Origin of the sequence: Streptococcus sp. HMSC065C01, assembly GCF_001813525.1 — a bacterium.
GTDB lineage: Bacteria > Bacillota > Bacilli > Lactobacillales > Streptococcaceae > Streptococcus > Streptococcus parasanguinis_V.
Genome location: NZ_KV812859.1, coordinates 265,380 through 286,219, shown reverse-complemented (window position 1 = coordinate 286,219; position 20,840 = coordinate 265,380). Strand labels below are relative to the sequence as shown.

General features: G+C 43.6%; 18 protein-coding genes and 1 pseudogene. 12 read left to right on the top strand and 7 right to left on the bottom strand.

Features of this window, described 5'->3' with window-relative positions:
* The first annotated feature begins 125 nt into the window (after positions 1 to 125).
* The 5 genes from HMPREF2918_RS09890 (at position 126) to HMPREF2918_RS09870 (ending at position 8,849) form a co-directional block, all read left to right on the top strand.
* Positions 126 to 5,525: a Cna B-type domain-containing protein gene (locus tag HMPREF2918_RS09890; RefSeq protein WP_070595479.1), complete on the top strand. Its 5,400-nt coding sequence runs from the start codon at positions 126 to 128 to the stop codon at positions 5,523 to 5,525.
* Between the two features lie 331 nt (positions 5,526 to 5,856).
* Positions 5,857 to 6,459, top strand: a complete 603-nt coding sequence (locus HMPREF2918_RS09885) for a hypothetical protein (RefSeq protein WP_021153833.1) — start codon at positions 5,857 to 5,859, stop codon at positions 6,457 to 6,459.
* Entirely contained in the window at positions 6,459 to 7,250 is a 792-nt protein-coding gene (locus tag HMPREF2918_RS09880; RefSeq protein WP_171963570.1) for an energy-coupling factor transporter transmembrane component T, read from the top strand. The genes HMPREF2918_RS09885 and HMPREF2918_RS09880 overlap by 1 nt, the downstream gene beginning before the upstream one ends.
* Complete coding sequence (locus HMPREF2918_RS09875; protein WP_070595476.1) at positions 7,226 to 8,062, top strand: ABC transporter ATP-binding protein; 837 nt, start codon at positions 7,226 to 7,228, stop codon at positions 8,060 to 8,062. The genes HMPREF2918_RS09880 and HMPREF2918_RS09875 overlap by 25 nt, the downstream gene beginning before the upstream one ends.
* Positions 8,049 to 8,849 (top strand): energy-coupling factor ABC transporter ATP-binding protein, encoded by an 801-nt coding sequence (locus HMPREF2918_RS09870; protein ID WP_070595474.1) that lies wholly within the window; start codon positions 8,049 to 8,051, stop codon positions 8,847 to 8,849. Before HMPREF2918_RS09875 ends, HMPREF2918_RS09870 begins: the two co-directional genes overlap by 14 nt.
* A gap of 81 nt (positions 8,850 to 8,930) precedes the next feature.
* Here the strand turns inward: HMPREF2918_RS09870 and HMPREF2918_RS11720 are convergent, their stop codons facing one another.
* Together HMPREF2918_RS11720 and HMPREF2918_RS11255 are read right to left on the bottom strand one after the other, a co-directional pair.
* On the bottom strand, positions 8,931 to 9,059 hold the full coding sequence (locus HMPREF2918_RS11720) for a hypothetical protein (RefSeq protein ID WP_002878297.1): 129 nt from the start codon (positions 9,057 to 9,059) through the stop codon (positions 8,931 to 8,933).
* Between the two features lie 14 nt (positions 9,060 to 9,073).
* A complete protein-coding gene (locus tag HMPREF2918_RS11255) occupies positions 9,074 to 9,235 on the bottom strand; it encodes a hypothetical protein (protein ID WP_176745571.1) in 162 nt (53 codons plus the stop codon).
* Positions 9,236 to 9,456: 221 nt separating this feature from the next.
* Here HMPREF2918_RS11255 and HMPREF2918_RS09865 point away from each other — a divergent pair, with 221 nt between their 5' ends.
* Positions 9,457 to 10,395, top strand: a complete 939-nt coding sequence (locus HMPREF2918_RS09865) for an AEC family transporter (RefSeq protein ID WP_070595471.1) — start codon at positions 9,457 to 9,459, stop codon at positions 10,393 to 10,395.
* Positions 10,396 to 10,444: 49 nt separating this feature from the next.
* Here the strand turns inward: HMPREF2918_RS09865 and HMPREF2918_RS09860 are convergent, their stop codons facing one another.
* The 3 genes from HMPREF2918_RS09860 to HMPREF2918_RS09850 are packed head-to-tail and all read right to left on the bottom strand — an operon-like array spanning position 10,445 to position 11,837.
* On the bottom strand, positions 10,445 to 10,777 hold the full coding sequence (locus tag HMPREF2918_RS09860; RefSeq protein WP_070595470.1) for a glucuronide permease: 333 nt from the start codon (positions 10,775 to 10,777) through the stop codon (positions 10,445 to 10,447).
* A 34-nt stretch (positions 10,778 to 10,811) separates the two neighbouring features.
* Positions 10,812 to 11,282 carry an HXXEE domain-containing protein gene (locus HMPREF2918_RS09855; RefSeq protein WP_070595468.1) on the bottom strand — a complete coding sequence of 157 codons (471 nt, stop codon included), beginning with the start codon at positions 11,280 to 11,282 and terminating at the stop codon, positions 10,812 to 10,814.
* 15 nt (positions 11,283 to 11,297) lie between these two features.
* Positions 11,298 to 11,837 (bottom strand): TetR/AcrR family transcriptional regulator, encoded by a 540-nt coding sequence (locus HMPREF2918_RS09850; RefSeq protein ID WP_003008700.1) that lies wholly within the window; start codon positions 11,835 to 11,837, stop codon positions 11,298 to 11,300.
* A 132-nt stretch (positions 11,838 to 11,969) separates the two neighbouring features.
* Here HMPREF2918_RS09850 and HMPREF2918_RS09845 point away from each other — a divergent pair, with 132 nt between their 5' ends.
* Both HMPREF2918_RS09845 and HMPREF2918_RS09840 read left to right on the top strand, forming a co-directional pair.
* Complete coding sequence (locus HMPREF2918_RS09845; RefSeq protein ID WP_049497949.1) at positions 11,970 to 12,875, top strand: cation diffusion facilitator family transporter; 906 nt, start codon at positions 11,970 to 11,972, stop codon at positions 12,873 to 12,875.
* A gap of 78 nt (positions 12,876 to 12,953) precedes the next feature.
* Positions 12,954 to 13,991 (top strand): zinc-binding dehydrogenase, encoded by a 1,038-nt coding sequence (locus HMPREF2918_RS09840; protein ID WP_070595464.1) that lies wholly within the window; start codon positions 12,954 to 12,956, stop codon positions 13,989 to 13,991.
* Positions 13,992 to 14,028: 37 nt separating this feature from the next.
* Here the strand turns inward: HMPREF2918_RS09840 and HMPREF2918_RS09835 are convergent, their stop codons facing one another.
* Complete coding sequence (locus HMPREF2918_RS09835; RefSeq protein ID WP_003008695.1) at positions 14,029 to 15,174, bottom strand: low temperature requirement protein A; 1,146 nt, start codon at positions 15,172 to 15,174, stop codon at positions 14,029 to 14,031.
* Positions 15,175 to 15,288: 114 nt separating this feature from the next.
* On the opposite strand from HMPREF2918_RS09835, the pseudogene HMPREF2918_RS10895 reads away from it, so the two are divergent.
* The 4 genes and pseudogenes from HMPREF2918_RS10895 to HMPREF2918_RS09820 all read left to right on the top strand — a co-directional run.
* Positions 15,289 to 15,396: pseudogene (locus HMPREF2918_RS10895) on the top strand (helix-turn-helix domain-containing protein); the annotation flags it as partial.
* Positions 15,397 to 15,568: 172 nt separating this feature from the next.
* On the top strand, positions 15,569 to 16,285 hold the full coding sequence (locus HMPREF2918_RS09830) for an ABC transporter ATP-binding protein (RefSeq protein ID WP_037608085.1): 717 nt from the start codon (positions 15,569 to 15,571) through the stop codon (positions 16,283 to 16,285).
* Position 16,286: 1 nt separating this feature from the next.
* Positions 16,287 to 17,369, top strand: a complete 1,083-nt coding sequence (locus HMPREF2918_RS09825) for an ABC transporter permease (protein ID WP_003008691.1) — start codon at positions 16,287 to 16,289, stop codon at positions 17,367 to 17,369.
* Between the two features lie 25 nt (positions 17,370 to 17,394).
* On the top strand, positions 17,395 to 18,018 hold the full coding sequence (locus HMPREF2918_RS09820; protein WP_037617500.1) for a TetR/AcrR family transcriptional regulator: 624 nt from the start codon (positions 17,395 to 17,397) through the stop codon (positions 18,016 to 18,018).
* Positions 18,019 to 18,086: 68 nt separating this feature from the next.
* Here the strand turns inward: HMPREF2918_RS09820 and HMPREF2918_RS09815 are convergent, their stop codons facing one another.
* On the bottom strand, positions 18,087 to 20,801 hold the full coding sequence (locus HMPREF2918_RS09815) for a DEAD/DEAH box helicase family protein (RefSeq protein WP_070595462.1): 2,715 nt from the start codon (positions 20,799 to 20,801) through the stop codon (positions 18,087 to 18,089).
* Between the last annotated feature and the right edge of the window lie 39 nt (positions 20,802 to 20,840).

Genomic DNA, 20,840 nt, shown 5'->3' with positions numbered 1-20,840 from the left:
AAATAATGTCTATATTATTGAATAGTGATGATTTAATTTGAAAAGCAAAGGATATTTTAAAAAATAAGTGATAAAATTAAAGGGAGGGCCTTTTGGAAGGCTAACAAAAGTAAAGGAGATAAGACATGAAAAAGCTTCGTTCATTATGGAAAGACTTTTTGAAAAAAGGTTTTGCCATTTTAACAATTTTCATGATGCTAGGCCAGCTTGGCCAAGGGGCGATCACAGCCTTTGCCAATGAGCTAGCAGTCGGGGATAATGGGGCCTTGGATGTTGCCCTTATGTATGGGGATAAACAGAACCATCCAGATGGGATGTCCTATTACACAGGGGATACCATGTCTGGTTATATCCAGATCACCCCTAAGAATTTGACAACGGATATTAATGAAGTAACGGTGACCTTGAAGGTTCCTGGAAAGTACTTACGAGAAGTTAGTTTCCCTGACTTCAATAGTGCTTCAGAGCATGACAAACCAACGGTTACAAAAGTTGGAGATGATTATCAAGTCACACTTCACTTTAACAATTACCAAAAGTCAGAGGTCCTAACTCTACCATTTATTGGAAAATTTAAAGTCGGTTATGCACCGACCAATTATTCATTGGATATTACGGGTACCTTGAACATCAATGGGCAGGAAACAGCGCTCAATGATATCATTTGGAAACCCAAGTACAACGACTATCGCTTCACCAAGTACATCAACCAAAACTTGAACGAAGCCATGTCTAAGGACTATGCGGAAGCAATGCCAGGTATTGTCAAAGGTGCGGATGGTAAGAACTATATTGAAACACCAACTTCTGTCCCATTTGCCTTCCAATTGGACGGAATGCGTGGTCAATACGGTGGTCAATACCGTCAGTTAGAATCAGCAACGATCACTGATAAGTTACCAACCTATACAGATAAAAGTGGGAAGACTCGTACAGCTGTTCTTGATACAACCAAGTCTGAAGGCTGGGTAGACAATGGAGATGGTACCGTTACGAAGACTTTCAAGGCGGATGCAAACAACAATCCAGCAGCTTATCACCAAGAATTTATGACCAAAATCAAGGATACAAGTTACCTCTACTTGAAATTCCCTGATTTGGTCTTAGAAAAAGACCAAACCCTCAAGGATGTCCTTAGTAAGGATTTGACCAATACTGGTAGCATCGTAGGGATTCCTGCCAACCGTGGAGAGGGAGAACCGGATATTACAGCTGAAGATTCCCTCATTTTCCGCTTGACTTCTCGTGACCTTGAAGGGGCTGGAAGTTTTGCCAAAAAAGCAGATGGTGATGTCTATGATTCAACTGAATATAAAGCAGCAAATTATAAGTGGATCATAGCCTTTGATAACAAAACTCCTTCACCACAAAAGAATTTTGTTTTCTATGATGAGACAGTTGACTCTCGGTTAAAATTTACCAAAATTGATTACGCTCGTCTCATGCAAGGGAATTATGGAAATGGCGAGTTTGTTAGCAAATATGTGAAACGCTTGATCCTTACTTTGGACGATGGTAGTAAAAAAGAAATTCAGCCAGAAACTGATAAAGACGGCAATGGCTTGATCGATTTAACCAAGTATGGAACAGTTGTCGGTTGGCGGATGGAAATGAAGGATGATTTTGTCCTAAAATCTGGTCAAGGAATTCGCCTCAATACCTATACAAGCTTCAAAGATCCAGAAAAGACTCGTTACGATGAAAATGATGCGACCAAGAATGAATTCAAGAATACAGGTCGTGTCACTTATCAAACACAATCAAATATTGCTAAAGACCAAACATCAGATTGGACCTTTAAGCTGATTCCTTTGAAGGAAAGCTTTGAGATTTCAAAAACGACGGATTACAATGATGTTCGTTATACTGATGGAGAAAATATTCGTTTTGGTTTGATGGCAACCAAAGTAGTTTTAGATCCTGATAAGGATTATGGAGACCTGCGAATCATTGATCTGTATGATCCAAATACCCTTAAAGTCGACTATAAAGATTTTGAGAGAAACCTTGCCTCTAATGAAAAAGGTATGAAATTCTTAAAGAGTTACGATGTCATTGAAAACTATCACAACTCTGGACGGACAGCTCTCATCATGCATTTGGACCAAAAAGAGTTTATTAAGGCTTCTCTGAAAGATCTTAACCGCGTGCGTCTACCGTTTATTGTGGCTGATCTGAAAGGGAAAGATGATGGTGGTACCTTCACAAATAAAGTATATGTCGCTGGAAACGGGATCCACGATCTTGAAAATGCCAACCCTGATCGGGTCACGGAAGACGTTTACGATCTGAATGGAAATGGTTCAACAACGGATAAAATCCCATATGCTCAATCAAACTATACGATTGTTGCGGCTGAAGGAATCTATGCACGCAAATATATCGCTAAAAATGATGACCTGTCAGACGCTTCGATTGTGACACGTACCTTCAAACCAGGTGAAACCTTTAACTACAAACTCACCATTAAAAATAATACGGATAAGGCAGTAGAAGACGGAGTCGTCTATGATGTCCTACCAAAAGTAAAAGACGTTAACACACTAGACGGATCTGGTCGGATGACAGAATACACGGTCAGCCTTCGTGGACCAGTGACAGCTCCAGAAGGATGGACGGTCTACTATACAACTGATACAGGCGTTACGACAGATACCATGGCGCAAGCTGCTGACAAGGATATCTGGACGACAGCTGTGGCTGATTACAGTCAAGTAACAGGAATCAAGTTAGTTGCAAATGCAGGAACTACGATTCCTGCGCGTGGAGAAGCCAGCTTTGGTGTCCCAGTCGTGAATCCAAGTGAATTGACCGATGAAGTCAAGGCCTTGATGCAAAAACGCACCAAAGATAATGAAGATAACGGCGGTCGTTCCGGTCTTGTTCAAGCTCATAACCAGTTTGGTTACAAGGCGAAAGGTCACGAAGGAAATCGTGAGTCTAATACCGTAACTGCACAAATCTTCTCGGCTGCTTTCCAAGTCAAGAAGGTAGACAAGGATGATCCTAAGAAAGTCCTTGAAGGTGCTGAATTTACCTTAACTGATGCAAATGGTGCGGTTGTTGCGACGGCCACTTCTGATAAAAATGGAGAACTCTCCTTTAACACCTTAACAGAAGGAACCTATACGCTCAAAGAAATCAAAGCACCTGAAAACTACAAGTTGGATGAAACAGAACATGCTGTGGTTGTCACCTATGATGCGGACAAACAAATCTACCACGTCACGGTGGATGGAAAAGCGGTTGGCTCAAAAGCAGTCCCAGTTGAGATCGCTAATGAAGCAGATATCAAGTATCTCGATCTTGAAGCTTCAAAAGTTTGGGATGACCAAGACAACCAAGAAGGGCTTCGACCAGCAAGTGTGGAATTCCAACTTTACAAGAATGGCAAAGCTCAAGGAAAACCAGTCACGGTTTCAGCAGCAACAGACTGGAAAGCTCACTTTACGAACCTTCCAGATAAAGACAGTGATGGCAAGCTCATCACCTACACTGTTAAAGAAGTGAAAGTTCCGACTCATTATACGGTCGATACAGAAGAAGCCAGCTTCACAGATGGAAAAGCCACCATCACCAACAAGCGCACTCCTGAGACAACGACGGTTACAGTCAAGAAAGTCTGGGATGATGCACAAAACCAAGACGGTCTTCGCCCATCTACCATCAAAGTTCACCTCTTGGCAAATGGAACAGAGGTGCAAGCACTTGACCTGACTGGTGAAGGAGATGAATGGACTCATACCTTCACAGACCTACCCGTCTATAAAGATGGTCAAAAAGTTGTCTACACAGTGACAGAAGACAAAGTGGACAATTACACTACTAAGATTGATGGAACGACGATTACCAATACTTACAAACCAGGTAAGACAAGCCTTACTGTTACGAAAAACTGGAAGGATGCCAATAACCAAGATGGCCTTCGTCCAAAAACAATCAAGGTTCAATTGTATGCTGGTGATCAAAAGGTTGGTAAGGCTATTGAATTGTCAGCAGATAACAAATGGACCCATACCTTCTCAAACTTAGACGAGAAGAAAGCTGGCCAAGTTATCAACTATACAGTAAAAGAAATCGATGTTCCAGAAGGCTACACACAAGCCGTCGAAGCAAGCAACCCAGGTCAAGTAGTCGTGACCAACACGCACGAACCAGAAAAGACCAAAGTAGAAGTGAGCAAGAAGTGGGAAGATGGAGACGACCAAGATGGTCTCCGTCCAGCCAGCATTCAAGTTCAATTATACAAAGATGGTCTTGCGACGGATCAAGTGGTAGAACTTTCAGCCGCGAATGACTGGAAAGGTGCATTTGAAAACCTTGATGCCAAGGCAGCTGGAAAAGCAATCACTTACACGGTGAAAGAAGTCGCTGTTCCAGATGGTTACAAGGTGACGGTAAATGATAAGGACAAGGCCAATGTTGTCTTGACCAATACGCATGAACCAGCTTTGACAGAGATGAAAGTTACGAAGAAATGGGAAGATGCCAATGACCAAGATGGTCTTCGTCCAAAATCCATTAAGGTTCAACTCTATGCTGGTGATGAAAAAGTAGGAGATCCAGTGGAGTTGTCAGCGGACAATCAGTGGACTCATACCTTTAGTAAATTAGCTGAAAAGAAAGCCGGTCAAGCTATCAGCTACCGTGTGGAAGAAGTCTCTGTTCCTGAAGGCTACCAAGTCACTGCTGATACCTCTGATGCTGCTCACACGATCTTGACCAATACGCATACGCCTGCGGTGATCGATATTCCAGTGACCAAGATCTGGAATGACCAAGACAATCAAGATGGTCTTCGTCCAGCAAGTATCGTGGTGAATCTTCTTGCCAATGGTGAAAAAGTTGCTCAAAAAGAACTCACGAATGCGACAGATTGGAAAGAAAGCTTCACAGGTCTACCAAAATTCAAGGATGGAAAAGAAATCGTCTATACTCTTCAAGAAGAGAAGGTAGCTGAATATACGACTACAATTGATCAGGCTGCTTATACCATTACCAATACCCATGCACCTGGTAAGACAAGCGTCACGGTCACTAAGAAGTGGGATGATGAGAATGACAAGGATGGAATTCGTCCGAAGAGTATTCGCGTTCAACTCTATGCCAATGATCAAAAAGTCGGTCAAGAAGTAGAATTGTCAGCTGAAAACAAGTGGACCCATACCTTTGCAGATTTAGATGAAAAAGCAAATGGAAACACCATCACTTATACAGTGAGAGAAGTCAGTGTTCCAAAGGGCTATGAAGCTCGTAACGACGAGGATCGTAAAGGAAATGTTGTGATTACTAACAAGCATGTTCCAAAAGAAACTCCAAAACAACCAACTCCTCCAAGTTCTTCTGAACCAAAGAAACCGGGTCAACCTGAACCTAAAAAACCAAGCCAACCAGAGCCGAAGAAACCAGGCAAGATCTTAGGATTCTTACCAAATACAGGTACGACCATCTCTATTATTAGCTTAGTTTTAGCCTTTGTCTTGGCAAGCATTGCAGCTTATATTTTGAAGAAAAAGAAAAAATAAGCTAGTGCTTCCTTTATAAAATGAAACAAACACCAGAGATGGTGTTTGTTTTTTATAGTGGCCTCTTATAATTGTTTAGCGATCGTTCTCATGGGCGCTCGCTCTATTTTTCAATTCCCGAACGTTTTCAAGAAAACTTCAGAAAATTCTTGACTTCTGATGAAATAGGCGTATGATTAGTTGTGAACTGTTGAACAATCATTTTCAAGAAAATCCCTGATGTCGACTAAGGGATCTGTGAAAGGAGAAGCGGTTCAAATCGAAAATCTATAGAGCGTTGCGTCCGAAAGTCTAAACAGACACGGCTCTTTAAAAACAAAAGGAGAAGATTATGAAAACAGAACCGATTCATCGTACCAGTATGTGGAAATTTAAGTTAAGTGCTGCCACCATGACTTTGATTCCCGCTGCCGTGGGGATTAACTATGTTGCCAAAGCCTTGGCGGAGGGGTTAAAGTTGCCCGTTTGGCTGGGGTCTTTGGGAACCTTTCTTGCCAGCATGTTGGCTGGGCCGGTTGCCGGTGCCATCAGTGGTTTCATCAACAACGTGATCTATGGGCTGACCTTATCGCCAATTTCAACCGTGTATGCGATTACCAGCATCGGAATTGGGATTGCTGTCGGAGTTTTGCACGCCAATGGGTGGTTCTCGTCAGCGCGACGAGTATTTGTTTCTGCTATTATTATTGCCATCGTTTCAGCTGTCATTTCAACGCCACTCAACGTCATCTTTTGGGGTGGTCAGACCGGTATCGCTTGGGGTGACTCATTGTTTGCGGTAATGGTCGCCAATCATGCACCAGTGTGGCTGGCCTCATTTACCGATGAGTTTGTCTTGGATATTTTGGATAAAGTCTGCGTGGCCTACCTGGCATTCTTCATCTATCGTCAGCTACCGAAGCGGATGGTGCACTTCTTTAGCGGTGATAAATGATGACTGATCAAACATTGATTTCTGGAGCGCCACGGGTCAAGCTCAAGTGGTACCAGGTGATCGATCCGATTACTAAGCTCTTGTTCATCTTGGACATGACGTTGTTGAGCTTTGCCAGTATGAATTTATTGCTTCAGGCCGGATTAATTCTTGTCGCAACACTGCTATTGTTATTTTCCAAATTGAGTTCTACCATCTTTAAGGCGCTGGGATTCAGCCTGTTTCTGATTTGCACCATGCTGATCATCCAAGGATTATTTTACAGTCGGAATCAAACTGTGCTGTTTTCTGTGCTTGGGGTGTCGTTCTACAAAGAAGGCCTGATTTACGCCACCACTCTGGGTTGTCGAGTATTGGTGATTATTTTGACCAGTGGCTTTTTTATGGTGACCACGAGTATTTCAGAAAACGCGGCCTATTTGGAACTGTCCGGATTGTCTTATAAAACCGTCTACGTTCTGATGTCGGTGTGTTATATTTTGCCGGAAATGATGCGCAATATGCGGAAAATCCAGCAGGCACAAAAAGTTCGCGGAACCAATCCGCAAAAAACGTTGATTCAGAAATTAAAGTCAGTCCTGCCGGTTCTAATTCCATTGGTGATTAAGACCTTGGATCAATCGATGGCGCGGTCGATTTCTCTCCAACTGAGAGGTTTTGATAATCCCAACCGGACTGTCAGAACCTCCCAGCGCGTGTATCGCCTGTCGCGGACGCTGCACATTGGTCTGACTGGATTGGCAATTTTATTGATTGGGTGGAAGATATGGACGAAGATAAACGGATTGTAATTGAAAATTTGACCACCCGTTATCCGGGTACTGAGCAACCACAACTGCGTCAGATTAACGCGGAGGTTCATACCGGCCAGGTGGTTGGGATTATCGGGAATAGCCACTCCGGCAAATCGACTTTGTGCCGTGTGCTGGCAGGGGTCATTCCCAAAATGGTGTCTGCTGAGATTGAGGGCGACTGGCACATGTTTGGCCAGCGAGTGTCCGACAATTGGCCCGTTTATAATGCCATGAATGGAGTTGTACTGCAAAATCCAGCTGGCCAACTAAGCGGGTTGGCAGACACGGTTGCCGATGAAATTGCCTTTGACTTGATTAATCAGGGAATGGCTGAAGGACTGATTCAAAAACGGGTTGAAGAAGTTGCGACGCAAATGGGGCTGATTGAACAGCTGAATTTGCGTCCCGAGAGCCTTTCCGGTGGTCAGAGCCAGCGGTTGGCAATTGCCACGGCGATTGCGGCTAACCCGGCTGTTTTGATTATGGATGATCCGACCAGTCAGATGGATCCCCTTGGTCGCCGACAATTTTTCCAATGGCTGGCCCAAGTCAAAGAGACGACTGTCTTCATTGTCACCAGTGAAATTGACGATTTGTGCGAAGTCGCCGACGTTGTGTGGGTGCTGCACGAGGGTCAAATGGTAGCCCAGGGCAGGCCGGGTGAGGTGTTTAATCATTTGGAAGCTGACTGGCAGATTCCAGCCCCGACAATCCAGCAACTTGCTCAAAAAATGGATTGGCGCTTGGCTGATGGCCGGTATCCGGTGAATGACGCTGAACTGAAGGAGGTTTGTTATGTCCACAATTGAACTGAACCACCTGACGTTCACTTATCCGGAACGGTCCTTTAGCTTGGATGTTGAAGACAAACTCTTCGCCGATCCGATGGTGGCGATTGTCGGCCAAAATGGTGCCGGCAAATCAACGCTCTTCAAATTATTGACGGGCTTGCTGACACCACAAACCGGTGTGATTAAGATCGATGGAGAAAATTTTAATGATCTTAAACCAGTCGAAAAGTTACTGAAGGTTGGGATTACTTTTCAGAATCCTGACGATCAGCTTTTTAACCCGACCGTTCAACGAGAGGTGGAGTGGAGTGTCGCGCAGGTCATAGATGACCACGACACGATTACGAGGCGGGCTTTAGCGGCTCTAAAAAGAGTTGGCTTGGATGATAAAACAGCTGAAAGTCCATATGACCTGTCATTGTCGGAACGCAAGCTGTTGAGCGTTGCCACAGTTTTGGCAGTGGATCCGGCGATTTATTTATTTGATGAGCCGATGATGTCGCTTGATTGGGAAAGCCGGCGCAAGTTGACCGCAATTTTCCATCAGTTGGCTGATTCGGGCCACCAAGTTGTGACCATCACCCATGACATGGATTGGGTCGCCGCCGAGTTTGAGTCGGTGTATGTTATGGAACACGGGAAGTTTGGCTTCTCCGGCAGTCCACGGGAATTGTTCAGCGATCACGAACTTGTCCAGCGAGTGGGATTACTACCACCGCGGATTATGGACATAGCGGAGTCGCTGGGTGATTCACAGACATATTTATCGGTTAATGATTATTACCAGAAAAATCGAGATGTATAGAAAAAGTCACCTCTGCGGGTTTTCCAGGTTGAAGGATTAACTTCAGCTTCTGGCAAGAACTCACATGGGTGACTTTTGTGTTTAATAACGTTTCATGATCATCGGGTGCTTCCTCAGATCACTTGGTTTGATTTTACTTTGTTTCATGGTCATAATCATATACCATTTCTTTTGGATCTTTTGTTTGACTAATACAAAATAGGTCTTCATAGGTCTTCGCATTTTTAGCGCCCATTAGGATCATCAGTATAATTTTCTGAATTAGGAGACTGTCCCGTCACTATTCGAACTTCGTCTCCCAACTTACGCTGTTCCCATTCATCCGCGAATCCTTTAAATCGCAATTCTGGAACTTTCTTTTTAACTGAATCATCTATTTTCGCCATAGTCCCCACCATTTTATTGGTTTTTCTTGATTTACCTTATCAACAGTCTCGTTGGTTGGTACCAATAGACCAAGGCGGCCAAGAAAGGCTACTAGTAACAATTAATAAATACAAGAGGTGGGCATGTTGCTCCACCTCTTTTTGTGATATACTAGAGTAGTTTTTGAGCCTTGTAAAAAATGATTTTTTTAGTTCAAATTTAAAAAAGAAAAGGAGAGAACATGGACATCTTTTTGAGGAGCATATCGGGGATTCTCGTCATCCTGGGCATGATTTTAGTGGGCTTTGTCATTGGTGAAAAAGGCTGGTTCGATGACAAGTCACGTGGCCTACTCGCTAAATTGGTCACTCAAGTTGCTCTTCCCTGCTATATGCTCTACACCATCACGCAGCGCTTCACAGCAGCGGATCTACTTATAATGTTGCCAGCCTTGCGGTTTCCTGCCCTGTCTATGGTTATTTTGCTCGGTATTGCGACAGGAGTAGCCAGGATCTTTGCGGTGAGACAGGACCGTCGCGGCCTCTTTATTTCCATGTTTTTTAACTCCAATACCATCTTCGTGGGGCTCCCCATTAACCAAGCCCTCTTTGGAGATGCCAGCATTCCCTATGTTTTGATCTATTACATGTGCAATACAACCTTTTTCTGGACTTTGGGAACTTATCTCATCCAGCGAGATGGTGAAGGAGAAGCTCAGTTTGATCTTAAAACGAGTCTGAAAAAAGTCTTTTCTCCGCCCCTCATGGGCTTTATCTTGGGGCTAGTCATGGTGATGCTGCAGATCAAGTTGCCAGCCTTTCTAGCCAGTGATTTGCAGTATCTGGGCAATTTAACAACCCCTTTATCTATGATATTTATCGGTTTGTCAGTGTCTCATGTAGGCGTGAAGCAGTTGGTTCTGGGAAAAGACCAGCTACTCATTCTACTAGGTCGCTTCCTGGTTGCCCCTCTCTTGATGGCTTCCATCGTCTACTGGTTGCCTCTTCCAAGCCTGATGAAGCAAGTCTTTATCATCCAGTCTGCCATGCCTGTGATGACCAATGCGCCAGTTGTTGCCAGACTCTACGGAGCTGATAGTGATTATGCAGCCGTCATGGTGACAGAGACGACCCTTGCAACCATGGTGGTGATTCCTTTTCTCATGCTGTTGATGGCTTAACAAATAGAAAAAACAAAAGCTCAAGTTTTTCTGCAAACTTGAGCTTTTCTTATAACAAGGCTAACAAGATGGTAAGGACCAGAGCGATGCCCACCCGAATCAGGTGGTGGGCTGGATGGAAGTTTCCTTTGTGTTTCCCATTCCAATAGGCTCCGTAGCAAATCAAACCACAGCCGATCAGCCAAAGGACTAGAGCGACAATCGGTAAAAAGAAGTAGAGGATGAGTGATAAGGTCGCAAGGCTACTTCCGATGAGGAGAAATGTATTTCCTAGAGTGTGATTCCCTTTTTTAACTTCAGAAAGAGAAGCCAATAAGTGAAGAAGAACAAAAGCAAGGGCAAAGAAGGCTGTAAAAAAGCCGAGAAGAATGGGGAAGAACATAGGGTTTCCTTTCTAAGATATGATTGCCTGAGTACTATTTTTTATGACTGATTTTATGAAGAATCATAAATGATACTACAAGATTTAAAATAATAACCAATAAGGTAAAAAGAGAGTAACTATAAAGTTTAATTGGAAATTCATTTTTGAGATTGCAAAGAGCAAACAAACTCGTTAAAATGCCCGTCAACAATCCAGGCACATATTTTCGAATAACGACTGTCTGAATCAGATGTCCTAAGACATGGTAGATATAAGCGATTATGATGCTTGCGTAAATGCTATAGTTGTTAAACTGGTAACTAAGATATAGCGACGTCATTAGGATCAGAAATTGCTCCAAGACAATGGCATTGAAAGCAAAAGGAGTGTAATAAGATAGGATTCGATTATCTGGAAACTGTGCTGATAATTTTTTGACAAAGGATGGCATCCAAATGATTTCTTCAAGTTCGTGAAGCATGAAGAGTGATGGAAATAGAAAGTAAAATTGCACGCTGGTCATTGAAAATACTCCCTTCTAGTTCGAGCCCACTTTTAAAATCTCCAAATAAAATTGGATCACTTCTTGTTCGGTGTAGGACTTGCCTTTTTTCAACCACCAGCTGAGGGTTTCGATGAAATGGCTGACGACCAAGTGTTTGAGGTAAGAGTGAGGGAGAGTTGGATGGGCCTTGATGAGTTCGTCGGCAACCATTGGGTAGACATCGTGTTCTAGTTCTTTTCGCAGTTGCCGGATAAAATAATCGTTTTTAGAGAGCAAGAGACTGGTCACATGATCTTGATTTTTCTTGAAATGCTGAAAGATATGAGCCAGATAGTCTTGTGGTGAGAGGTGTTCAGCACGCTCAAAGAGATGGTGAAAGAGCTTTTGACAGAGTTCATCTAGCAATAATTCCTTACTTTCGTAATGGCTGTAAAAGGTTGATCGCCCCACATCGGCTAAGTCAATGATTTCCTGAACCGTGATGGCCTCGTAGTCTTTTTGGTTGAGTAATTGTAAAAAAGCTTGATAGATAGCTTTTCGAGTTTTGGTGATGCGACGATCCTGTGCTGTCATATGGACACTTCGAACAAACTGTTCAGTAACGGACACCCTAAACAGTTTGCTCCTATCCTTTCTGTTGTGAATGTTAGATAATGATAATGAACATGATGTTCATGAATCTATTATAACAAAGGATTAAGGATTATGAAGACAAAACATGCGGTCTGGATCGCTTTTTTCTTGAATTTGAGTTATGCCATTGTTGAGTTTATTGCAGGAGGGATTTTTGGATCCAGCGCTGTCCTTGCGGATTCGGTCCATGACTTGGGGGATGCGATCGCTATTGGGATCTCCGCCTTTTTGGAGAGCATTTCTAACCGTGAAGAAGACAGCCACTATACCTTGGGCTACAAGCGCTTTAGCCTTTTAGGGGCCATGGTAACGGCAGTGATTCTCATGACAGGGTCCGTTCTGGTTATTTTAGAAAATATAACGAAAATATTTCACCCACAACCTGTCAACGATGAGGGCATTCTCTGGCTTGGAATCATAGCCGTCAGCATCAATGTGCTAGCGAGTCTCGTCATTCGCAAGGGGCAAACCAAGAACGAATCCATTCTCAGCCTGCATTTTCTGGAAGATACTCTGGGCTGGGTGGCTGTCATCCTAATGGCCATTGTCCTCCGATTTACCGACTGGTATATTCTGGATCCGCTCTTATCTCTTGCCATTTCCATCTTTATTCTGTCAAAAGCCATTCCACGTTTTTGGAGCACGCTCAAGATTTTCTTGGATGCCGTGCCAGAAGGAGTAGATATCCAGCAAGTCAAGAGTGATTTGGAGCGGTTGGACCATGTCGCTAGTATCAATCAGCTCAATCTTTGGACCATGGATGGTTTGGAAAAAAACGCCATTGTCCATGTTTGTCTGGAGCATGTCAAGCATATGGAGGTCTGTAAAGAGTCTATCCGCACCTTGCTCAAAGAGAGTGGATTTCAAAATGTTACCATCGAAGTGGATGAAGACTTGGCGACCCACCGCGCCCACAAGCGAAATATCGAAGAACTGGAAGTGGATCAAGGTCATGGGCATGATCATCACCATCATTAATGACGAGTTGGTACGAGCAGAAGCCTAAGAAAAAGTGTATACTGTAGATAAGGAAGCAATAGAAAGTAGGTTGTTCCTATGAAGAAAACAGTTTATACAAAAGCTGGGCAAGTGGGTCTAGTAGAAGTTGAACGTCCGCAAATCGAAGCGCCGGATGATGTTATTCTCCGCATCGTCCGCACATGTGTCTGTGGATCCGATCTCTGGAGCTACCGTAATCCAGATATTGACGCAGGGCATCAAAATAGTGGCCACGAAGCCATTGGGATTGTCGAAGAAATCGGAGAAGCTATTACAACGGTCAAACCAGGAGACTTTGTCATCGCACCTTTCACCCATGGTTGTGGGGAGTGTGATGCCTGTCGTGCTGGCTACGATGGGACGTGTGACCGTCATATCGGCACCAACTGGTCTGATGGGGTGCAAGCGGAGTACATGCGCTTCGAATACGCCAACTGGGCCCTTGTCAAAATTCCAGGGCAACCATCAGATTATACAGAAGCCATGCTCAAATCTTTCTTGACGCTGGCAGATGTCATGCCGACGGGCTACCATGCGGCGCGTGTAGCAGACGTGAAGCCTGGTGACAAAGTAGTGGTCATCGGGGACGGTGCCGTTGGTCAATGTGCAGTGATCGCAGCTAAGATGCGGGGAGCGTCACAAATTGTCCTCATGAGTCGCCACGAAGACCGCCAACAGATGGCTTTGGAATTTGGTGCGACAGCAGTCGTAGCGGAGCGTGGTGAAGAAGGCATTGCCAAGGTCCGTGAAATCCTTGGTGGCGGAGCAGATGCGGCCCTTGAATGTGTCGGTACCGCAGCAGCTGTTGATCAAGCCCTTGGGGTGCTTCATAATGGTGGGCGTTTAGGTTTTGTCGGTGTCCCTCATTACAATAATCGTGCCCTTGGTTCGACCTTTGCCCAAAACATTTCGGTGGCAGGTGGGGCAGCCTCTGTTACTACCTATGACAAGCAGTTCTTGCTCAAGGCTGTACTTGATGGCGACATCAACCCAGGTCGCGTCTTTACTCATAGCTATAGCTTGGATGAGATTGATCAAGCCTATAAAGATATGGATGAACGTAAGACGATTAAGGCTATGATTGTACTGGACTAACGAAAAAATTCTAGTAGAAAATATCTACTAGAATTTTTTAATACAATTCCCAATCCGGACTTGAAAATTTCTTGGTTCGGGTCATATAAAAATGGATAAAGTGAACTTCCATTGCTAAAGTCATCACGGTTGCGATGGTAATGACAATGGTTGGATTGGCTGAGAAAAGAAGGGAGAGAACCAGTCCGATAAGGAACATCCCTGCTTGCAAACCATAATAGAGCTTGTCATACTTGAGGTGACTCTTGTTAAAATAGCCATTTGCAAGGATAGCAGCTTGAAAGAGGCCGATACCCGTATAGAAGAAGCCAGTCGCAAAATGGTGATGGACTTCTGGATTGACCAAGAAACTCATAGACACAGTCACCATAATCAAGCCGATGAAAATTGGATAGTGACTATAAATTAGGAAGATTCCCTTATTCTTTCCTTCTTCATCAATGGCATGGTCAAACTTACCAAAGTAATTCATAAAGAGGTTGACCATGATGATAAAGTAAAGGATAGAGTGGATAGAGAAATTTTCAAGTGTAAAAAAATCTGCAAGGCCCATAATCATCTCACCAAAAGTGATGATAACTAAAAGCGAGATGCGTTCAATCAGGTGGGGGAGATTAATCTGAAAAAGACTTGTATGTCGAGTTAAGATAATAGGCATGACGAAGGTCAAGAGAATCCCTAGCATATAGACATAGATACCAAAATCTATCGGAAGAAGTGCAGCTATGTAGATAGCCAAGGTCCTGAGCCCTGTCATCCAAAGAAAGCCCTTGATACTTTTTCGATTGGCTGGAGTAGTAGACTTACGCAAATACTCTACTAAGTATTGGAGAAATAGGGTTAAGGTCAGGGTTCCCACTGTCCAGCAGAAGGTATGAAAGTAGCTCTGCCAGTCATTGGTAATCATGTTTGAGATTAAGAGCAACATTGCCATATTGATGAACATGACGGTCATATTGAAAAGGGAATTCTTTCCATAGCGGTTGGTATAGACGGTCTGAATCATCCAAGAATTGACCAAAACCAGAAGTGTCATCAGGAAACCAAAGATGGCATCTAATGATAAGACTCCATGGTGAAGATGATGGATAAGGGCAGTGGTTTTGGAAATAGCGTAAACAAAGACCAGATCATAAAAGAGTTCACTATACTCAACCCGTTTGTGTTTGATAAGATTTGACATGGGTTATCCTTTCTGCGATGTTTGAACAATTTATTATATCAGAAAAATGACAGTATATGATGGAAGGAAGGGGAGTAGACCAATCAATTTCATTGTGACGCAAATTGTCATTACATGACAACAGTTGATGTAGCCTATTTACTAGGATACTCCGAAGTGTCTTCCTTCTCACGAGCCTTTAAAAAATGGACCGGACAGACTATTTCAGAGTATCGCGAGTAGATGCAGACAGAAGCTTAACAGCAGAAATTTCCATTATCAACACCAGATGTATTCATCTGGTGTTTTTATCTTTCTGAAAAAAATGAAATTTTCTACTTGACAAGTGAGCGTTCACTCACTATAATAGTCTCATGATTAAAAAGTGAGTAAACACTCACCTGAGAGGATGCATATGAAAACATTGCTACATTTACAAGATTTACAAAAATCTTTTGGTCAACAATTGGTGTTAAACCACGTTGGTTTTGAATTACAGTCTGGGGAAATCATTGGTCTAATCGGTCCTTCTGGTGCTGGTAAATCAACCATGATAAAAACCATGTTAGGAATGGAAAAGGCAGATAGCGGTATCGCTTTAGTCTTAGACCACACCATGCCCAATCGTCATATTCTGGGAGATATTGGCTATATGGCCCAGTCTGATGCTTTATATGAGGCTTTGTCAGGACAAGAAAATTTGGAATTTTTCGGTCAGCTAAAAGGCCTTTCCAAAAAAGACTTAAAGGATGAAATTGCCCATGTGGCTCAGGTGGTAGATTTAACAGAGCACTTAAATAAGGCCGTGTCTGGTTATTCCGGAGGAATGAAACGACGCTTGTCGCTGGCGATTGCGCTTTTAGGAAATCCTCAACTCCTGATTTTGGACGAACCGACAGTTGGAATCGACCCTTCTCTTCGAAAGAAAATCTGGAAGGAATTAATTACTCTTAGAGACAAGGGTGTAGGAATTTTGGTTACCACCCATGTCATGGATGAGGCAGAGCTGACAGATAAGGTTGGCCTCTTGTTAGGTGGAAACATCATTGCCTTTGATACACCAAAAAATCTCAAGGAAAGTTATGGTGTTTCAAGTATTGAAGAAGTCTTTTTGAAAGCGGAAGGAGAATAAGATGAGAACCCTTGCCATTGCAAAAAAAGTTATCAAAGAATTGCTTCGTGACAAACGAACCCTTGCCATGATGTTTGTGGCTCCAGTCTTTATCATGTGGTTGATGAACCTCATGTTTTCGGCTAGTACAACCGTGAACATCAAGCTAGCAACGCAGGATCTACCAACTAGTTTGGTAAAGAAAATGGATGATCTGGACCATGTCAATGTGAAAACATACAAAGACATGGAGCAAGCCAAAGAAGACTTGGCTGATGAGAAAGTCGACGCCGTCATTTCTTATAAAGACGGGGAGTATCAGGTAGATTATGCCAATACAGATGCTTCGAAAACTGCTATGACCCGTCAAGTATTGCGGACCAGTATCGCCAGTGAAGGCACCAATCAACTATTAACTCGTGTTAAACAGGCCCTTCCTCAATTGAAACTCGATGCAAAATCACCAGAAATTAAGGAATCTTATGAGTATGGGAATGAAGATACAGGTTTCTTTGCCAAAATGATTCCAGTCTTGATTGGATTTGTCGTCTTCTTCTTTGTCTTCTTGATTTCAGGGATGGCGCTGTTGAAAGAACGCACCAGCGGGACCCTAGATCGCTTATTAGCCACTCCGGTCAAACGTTCTGAAATCGTCTATGGTTACATGATGTCTTATGGAATCATAGCTATTCTTCAAACAGCAGTTGTTGTTTTAGCAGCTATTTGGTTGTTGAATATTGAAGTTGTCGGAAGTTTATTAAATGTTATAATAGTTAATGTGGTATTGGCTCTTGTAGCACTCGCCTTCGGAATTCTCTTGTCCACCTTGGCCAAATCAGAATTTCAAATGATGCAATTTATTCCTCTTGTGATTATGCCGCAGCTCTTTTTCTCAGGAATCATTCCTCTTGGTTCAATGGGAGAGTGGGCAAAAACAATTGGGAAATTCTTGCCTTTGACCTACTCAGGTGATGCCATGAGTCAGATTATTCTTTACGGACGTAACCTTGGGGATATTTTGCCAAATATCGGTGTTTTACTGCTTTTCCTTGTCGCTTTGACAATGCTGAATATTGTCGGATTGCGTCGGTATCGTAAGGTATAAAAATAAAAAGGATGTGAGGATGGACATGAACGAGAGTATTTTTGAGTCGTTTGAAGCTTATCTAGAGGGAGCAGACTATCCCAAAGGAAAGAAGAAAATTATGCAGGCAGCCGTCGATTTGATCTCGACCAAGGGTTATAATGGGACTTCAACTCTTCAAATTGCGGAGCATGCCGGGCTTAGCCAAGCCACACTCTTCAAGTATTTCCAGACCAAAGATGAGTTGCTGACGGCTATTTTACATCCGATCCTTCCTAGTCTTCTGGGAAATTTTCTGGATCAACTCTTAAATTTTCAAACAACAGAGGAAAAAATTCACTATTTCGTTTATGACCGAATGAACTACCTCAAAACCAATCAAGCTCTCTTAAAAATCGTGTTACAGGAGATGTTTTCGAATGAAAAGATCAAGCAGGAGCAAGAACATATTTGGAGTTTCATTCAGGGTAGAATTGGTGACCTCCTTCAAGAACTGAAAGCGGACCCTCGCATCAATCCTGATCTGACTATTTCCCAATTCCTGCGTATTCTGATTGGCCCGCTGCTTGCCTATTTTGGTCAGCTCTATATTCTTGGAACTAATGGGCAAGTGACCGATGAAGATCTTTCCTTGGTCGAAAAGCAAATCTTAGGTGGCTTGTGGAAATAGGGGGATCTGATAGAAACAAACCAAAAAACCATATTCCATTTCAATGGGAATATGGTTTTTTACAACTTTTATTTCAAATTCGACATCACTTGTTTCTTGGTGAAGGTGCGCTCTTGTTTATTAGCTAAGGCCTTAATGCGCGCATCAAGGAGAATAGCGCGACCTTCGGCACTTCGGGTATAGACGAGGTCATACTTACCTAGGCTCTTTCGGATTTGCTCCACAAAGGCTTGGGCATCCTCTTTCCGTTTGTCAAAGAGGCTTGGTACAGCGAAATATTCTGTTTGATCGGATACCTTTTCCTGTGCTTTCAGGATATAGCGCTGATTTTCAATCGGTGCGAAGAATTCGATCATGGTTTGCGAGAAGAGTTCCTTCTCCCGCATGGTTCCGCCCTTCAAATAGATCAGCGTGTTGATGGCATCCTTTCTGTCTCGTACGACTTGGATGCGGGTTTCTTGGGTCTGGATCTGGCCAGAAAGGAGTAGGGCTTGGTGAATAGCCTGGCCGAAGACTTCTAACCGTTTATAAGGGCTCTTATAGAGATAGTAGCGCAGCCAAGCAAGGAGAGCGAGAACAGCTAAAACGAATAGAAGAATAAGAGAAACAGTGTTCCTTCCTCCTCTATGTGAGTAGTAAATCAGGTTGGCGAAAGAATCGGTCAAGGTAGCGGCCGTCAGCCAGCGAGCTAGCTTTCTAGCATCAAAAAATAGGGCCAGGGGCAGGAAGTGTTTATCCACTTGTACCTCGTTAGCAATCTCCATATTCTCCAGAATCGGCAGGGCTGATTTCCAGCCGTCTCGGAGTTCTTGACGATGGGTAGAGCGCTCTAAGGTCTCTTCATTGAGTTTTTGCAACTGTTTTTTAGTATAGCGGATATTGTCAAAGGCTAGACGTTCGATGCCAGATTCGATGAAGGGCTCCTTGTAATGGAGGCCTAAAAATTGTTTCATCCGTCTTTCTAAGAGCTCCAGATCAGGACTGTATTCTTTCAACTGATCAGTGATGGCCTCGATCTCTTCCTTTTCAAGATCGGACTTTTCATACCATTTCTTTAGGGAAAGATTGATGGAGACCAGGTGCCAGATGTTGCTAGTCTTTTCTGGATCCTCAGGCCACACTCGGATGGCACGACCTCGCATTTGGTTGCTGAGCATAAAACTGCCGACAAAGCTCGCTAGGATCAGGGAATTGACGCAAGGAGCATCCCAGCCTTCTCCTAGAAGTGACTTGGTTCCAATGACGACTTGGATGAGCCCTTCTTGAAAGAGCTGGGTCACGGCTGTCACCAAATCATGTTGAGAACCAACCAAGCGAACCTTGAGAAAGTCATCTGGAGATAATTGGCCGACGTTTTGGTAAGTCAGTCGATTCCCTCCAAGTAGCTCTTCTAGTCTTGGCTTAGCAACTGTCGGGATGATGACGATGCTACCGGTCAAGACAGCAATGGCAGGAGGAGTAGTTAGCTCTATGCTTTCTCTGCGAATAGATTCAAAATAGGAGAGAACTCCCAATTGAGTGAATTGGGCATCTTTATCCCCGAGATGAACTTCAAAATCTTGGCGGATATAGTCTGTTAGGACCAGTTGGCGCAGTTGACTTCCAAGCGCCTGGTATTCGGCCTTGAAAATTTCTCGAACCGCATTGAGTTTTCCGAGGGATTGGTTGAGCAGAAGGTCTTGTTTTTTGTTGCGGACCAGTTTGACTTGTTTTCGATCGATCAAGCTGGCTGCTTTTAATTCATGAAGCAGTTGCTTCTCGTATTCCTCAGGTAGATTGTACCAGTGAGGCACCTGAAAGAGCAGGCCTTGCAGGAGAATTTCAAGCCAGTCCAGGGTGAAAGCAGGTAATTTCTTGGCTCCTAAAAGGTCTTGGAAACGTTGGGGAAAGGCAATTCCCTTGCTTCGAAGAAAGATCAGGGTAGCAGAGAGATACTGGGGCTCATTGAGCAATTCATCATCGCTGATCTGACCCGATAAGGCCTGGCAGGTTTGGAGGTGTTGGCAAAAGAGGGGATCGGAAGTCAGTTGTTGCAAGAGAGCATTCTTTTGTTGGCTAAAAGCATCCAACTGCTCTTGCTCTTCCTTGGTTGGAAAGGCAAAGTAGACATAGTCTTGGTGAGGACAAAGGGTGTCTTCCTTGACCAATTCGGGAACCGTAATTTCCTCATCAATCTCACCACACATGCGGATATAGCGATCCCAAAGGGCAGGATCCCCTTCATAGGGAGGGGTGGCGGTAAGGGAGATCATCTTTAAGTCAGGGAAGGCTTGACGAAAGGCTTCCAAACTCTTCCACCATTCATTGCGTAAGTGGTGACACTCATCTAAACAAAGGGTTCCGAGTGAGATGGCTTTGAAAGTAGTGAAGATATCAAAGCCTTTGAAATCAAATGTTTCAATCTCTGCCTGGTCATCGGTATCCTCAGCTTGCGATTGACCGACGACTTGGTTCATGGCGCTGTGTAGGGCCTGATAGGTAGCTACTGTAATCAGCTTAGGATGTTTTAAGTCTTGTGAAATCAGTTGTTCCGCTTGACTTTCATCACTCAAGAATGCCTGGATAATCCGATCCACCCATTGTTGACGAATGGTGACCGTTGGAGCCAAGATCAGGGTTGGCTGGCCGAAGCGTCTGATAAATTCGATTCCCAGGGTTGTTTTTCCCGAGCCAGGAGCTGCTACCAAATGTAGATGGCCATCCGCCATAAAAGCGTCACTCTTATCGAGAACGCGTTTTTGATAGTGTCTCCATTGGCCTGTAAAGGCTAGTTCTTGTAACATTGGTTTCCTCCCTCTATCAGGATTATTATATCATAAATG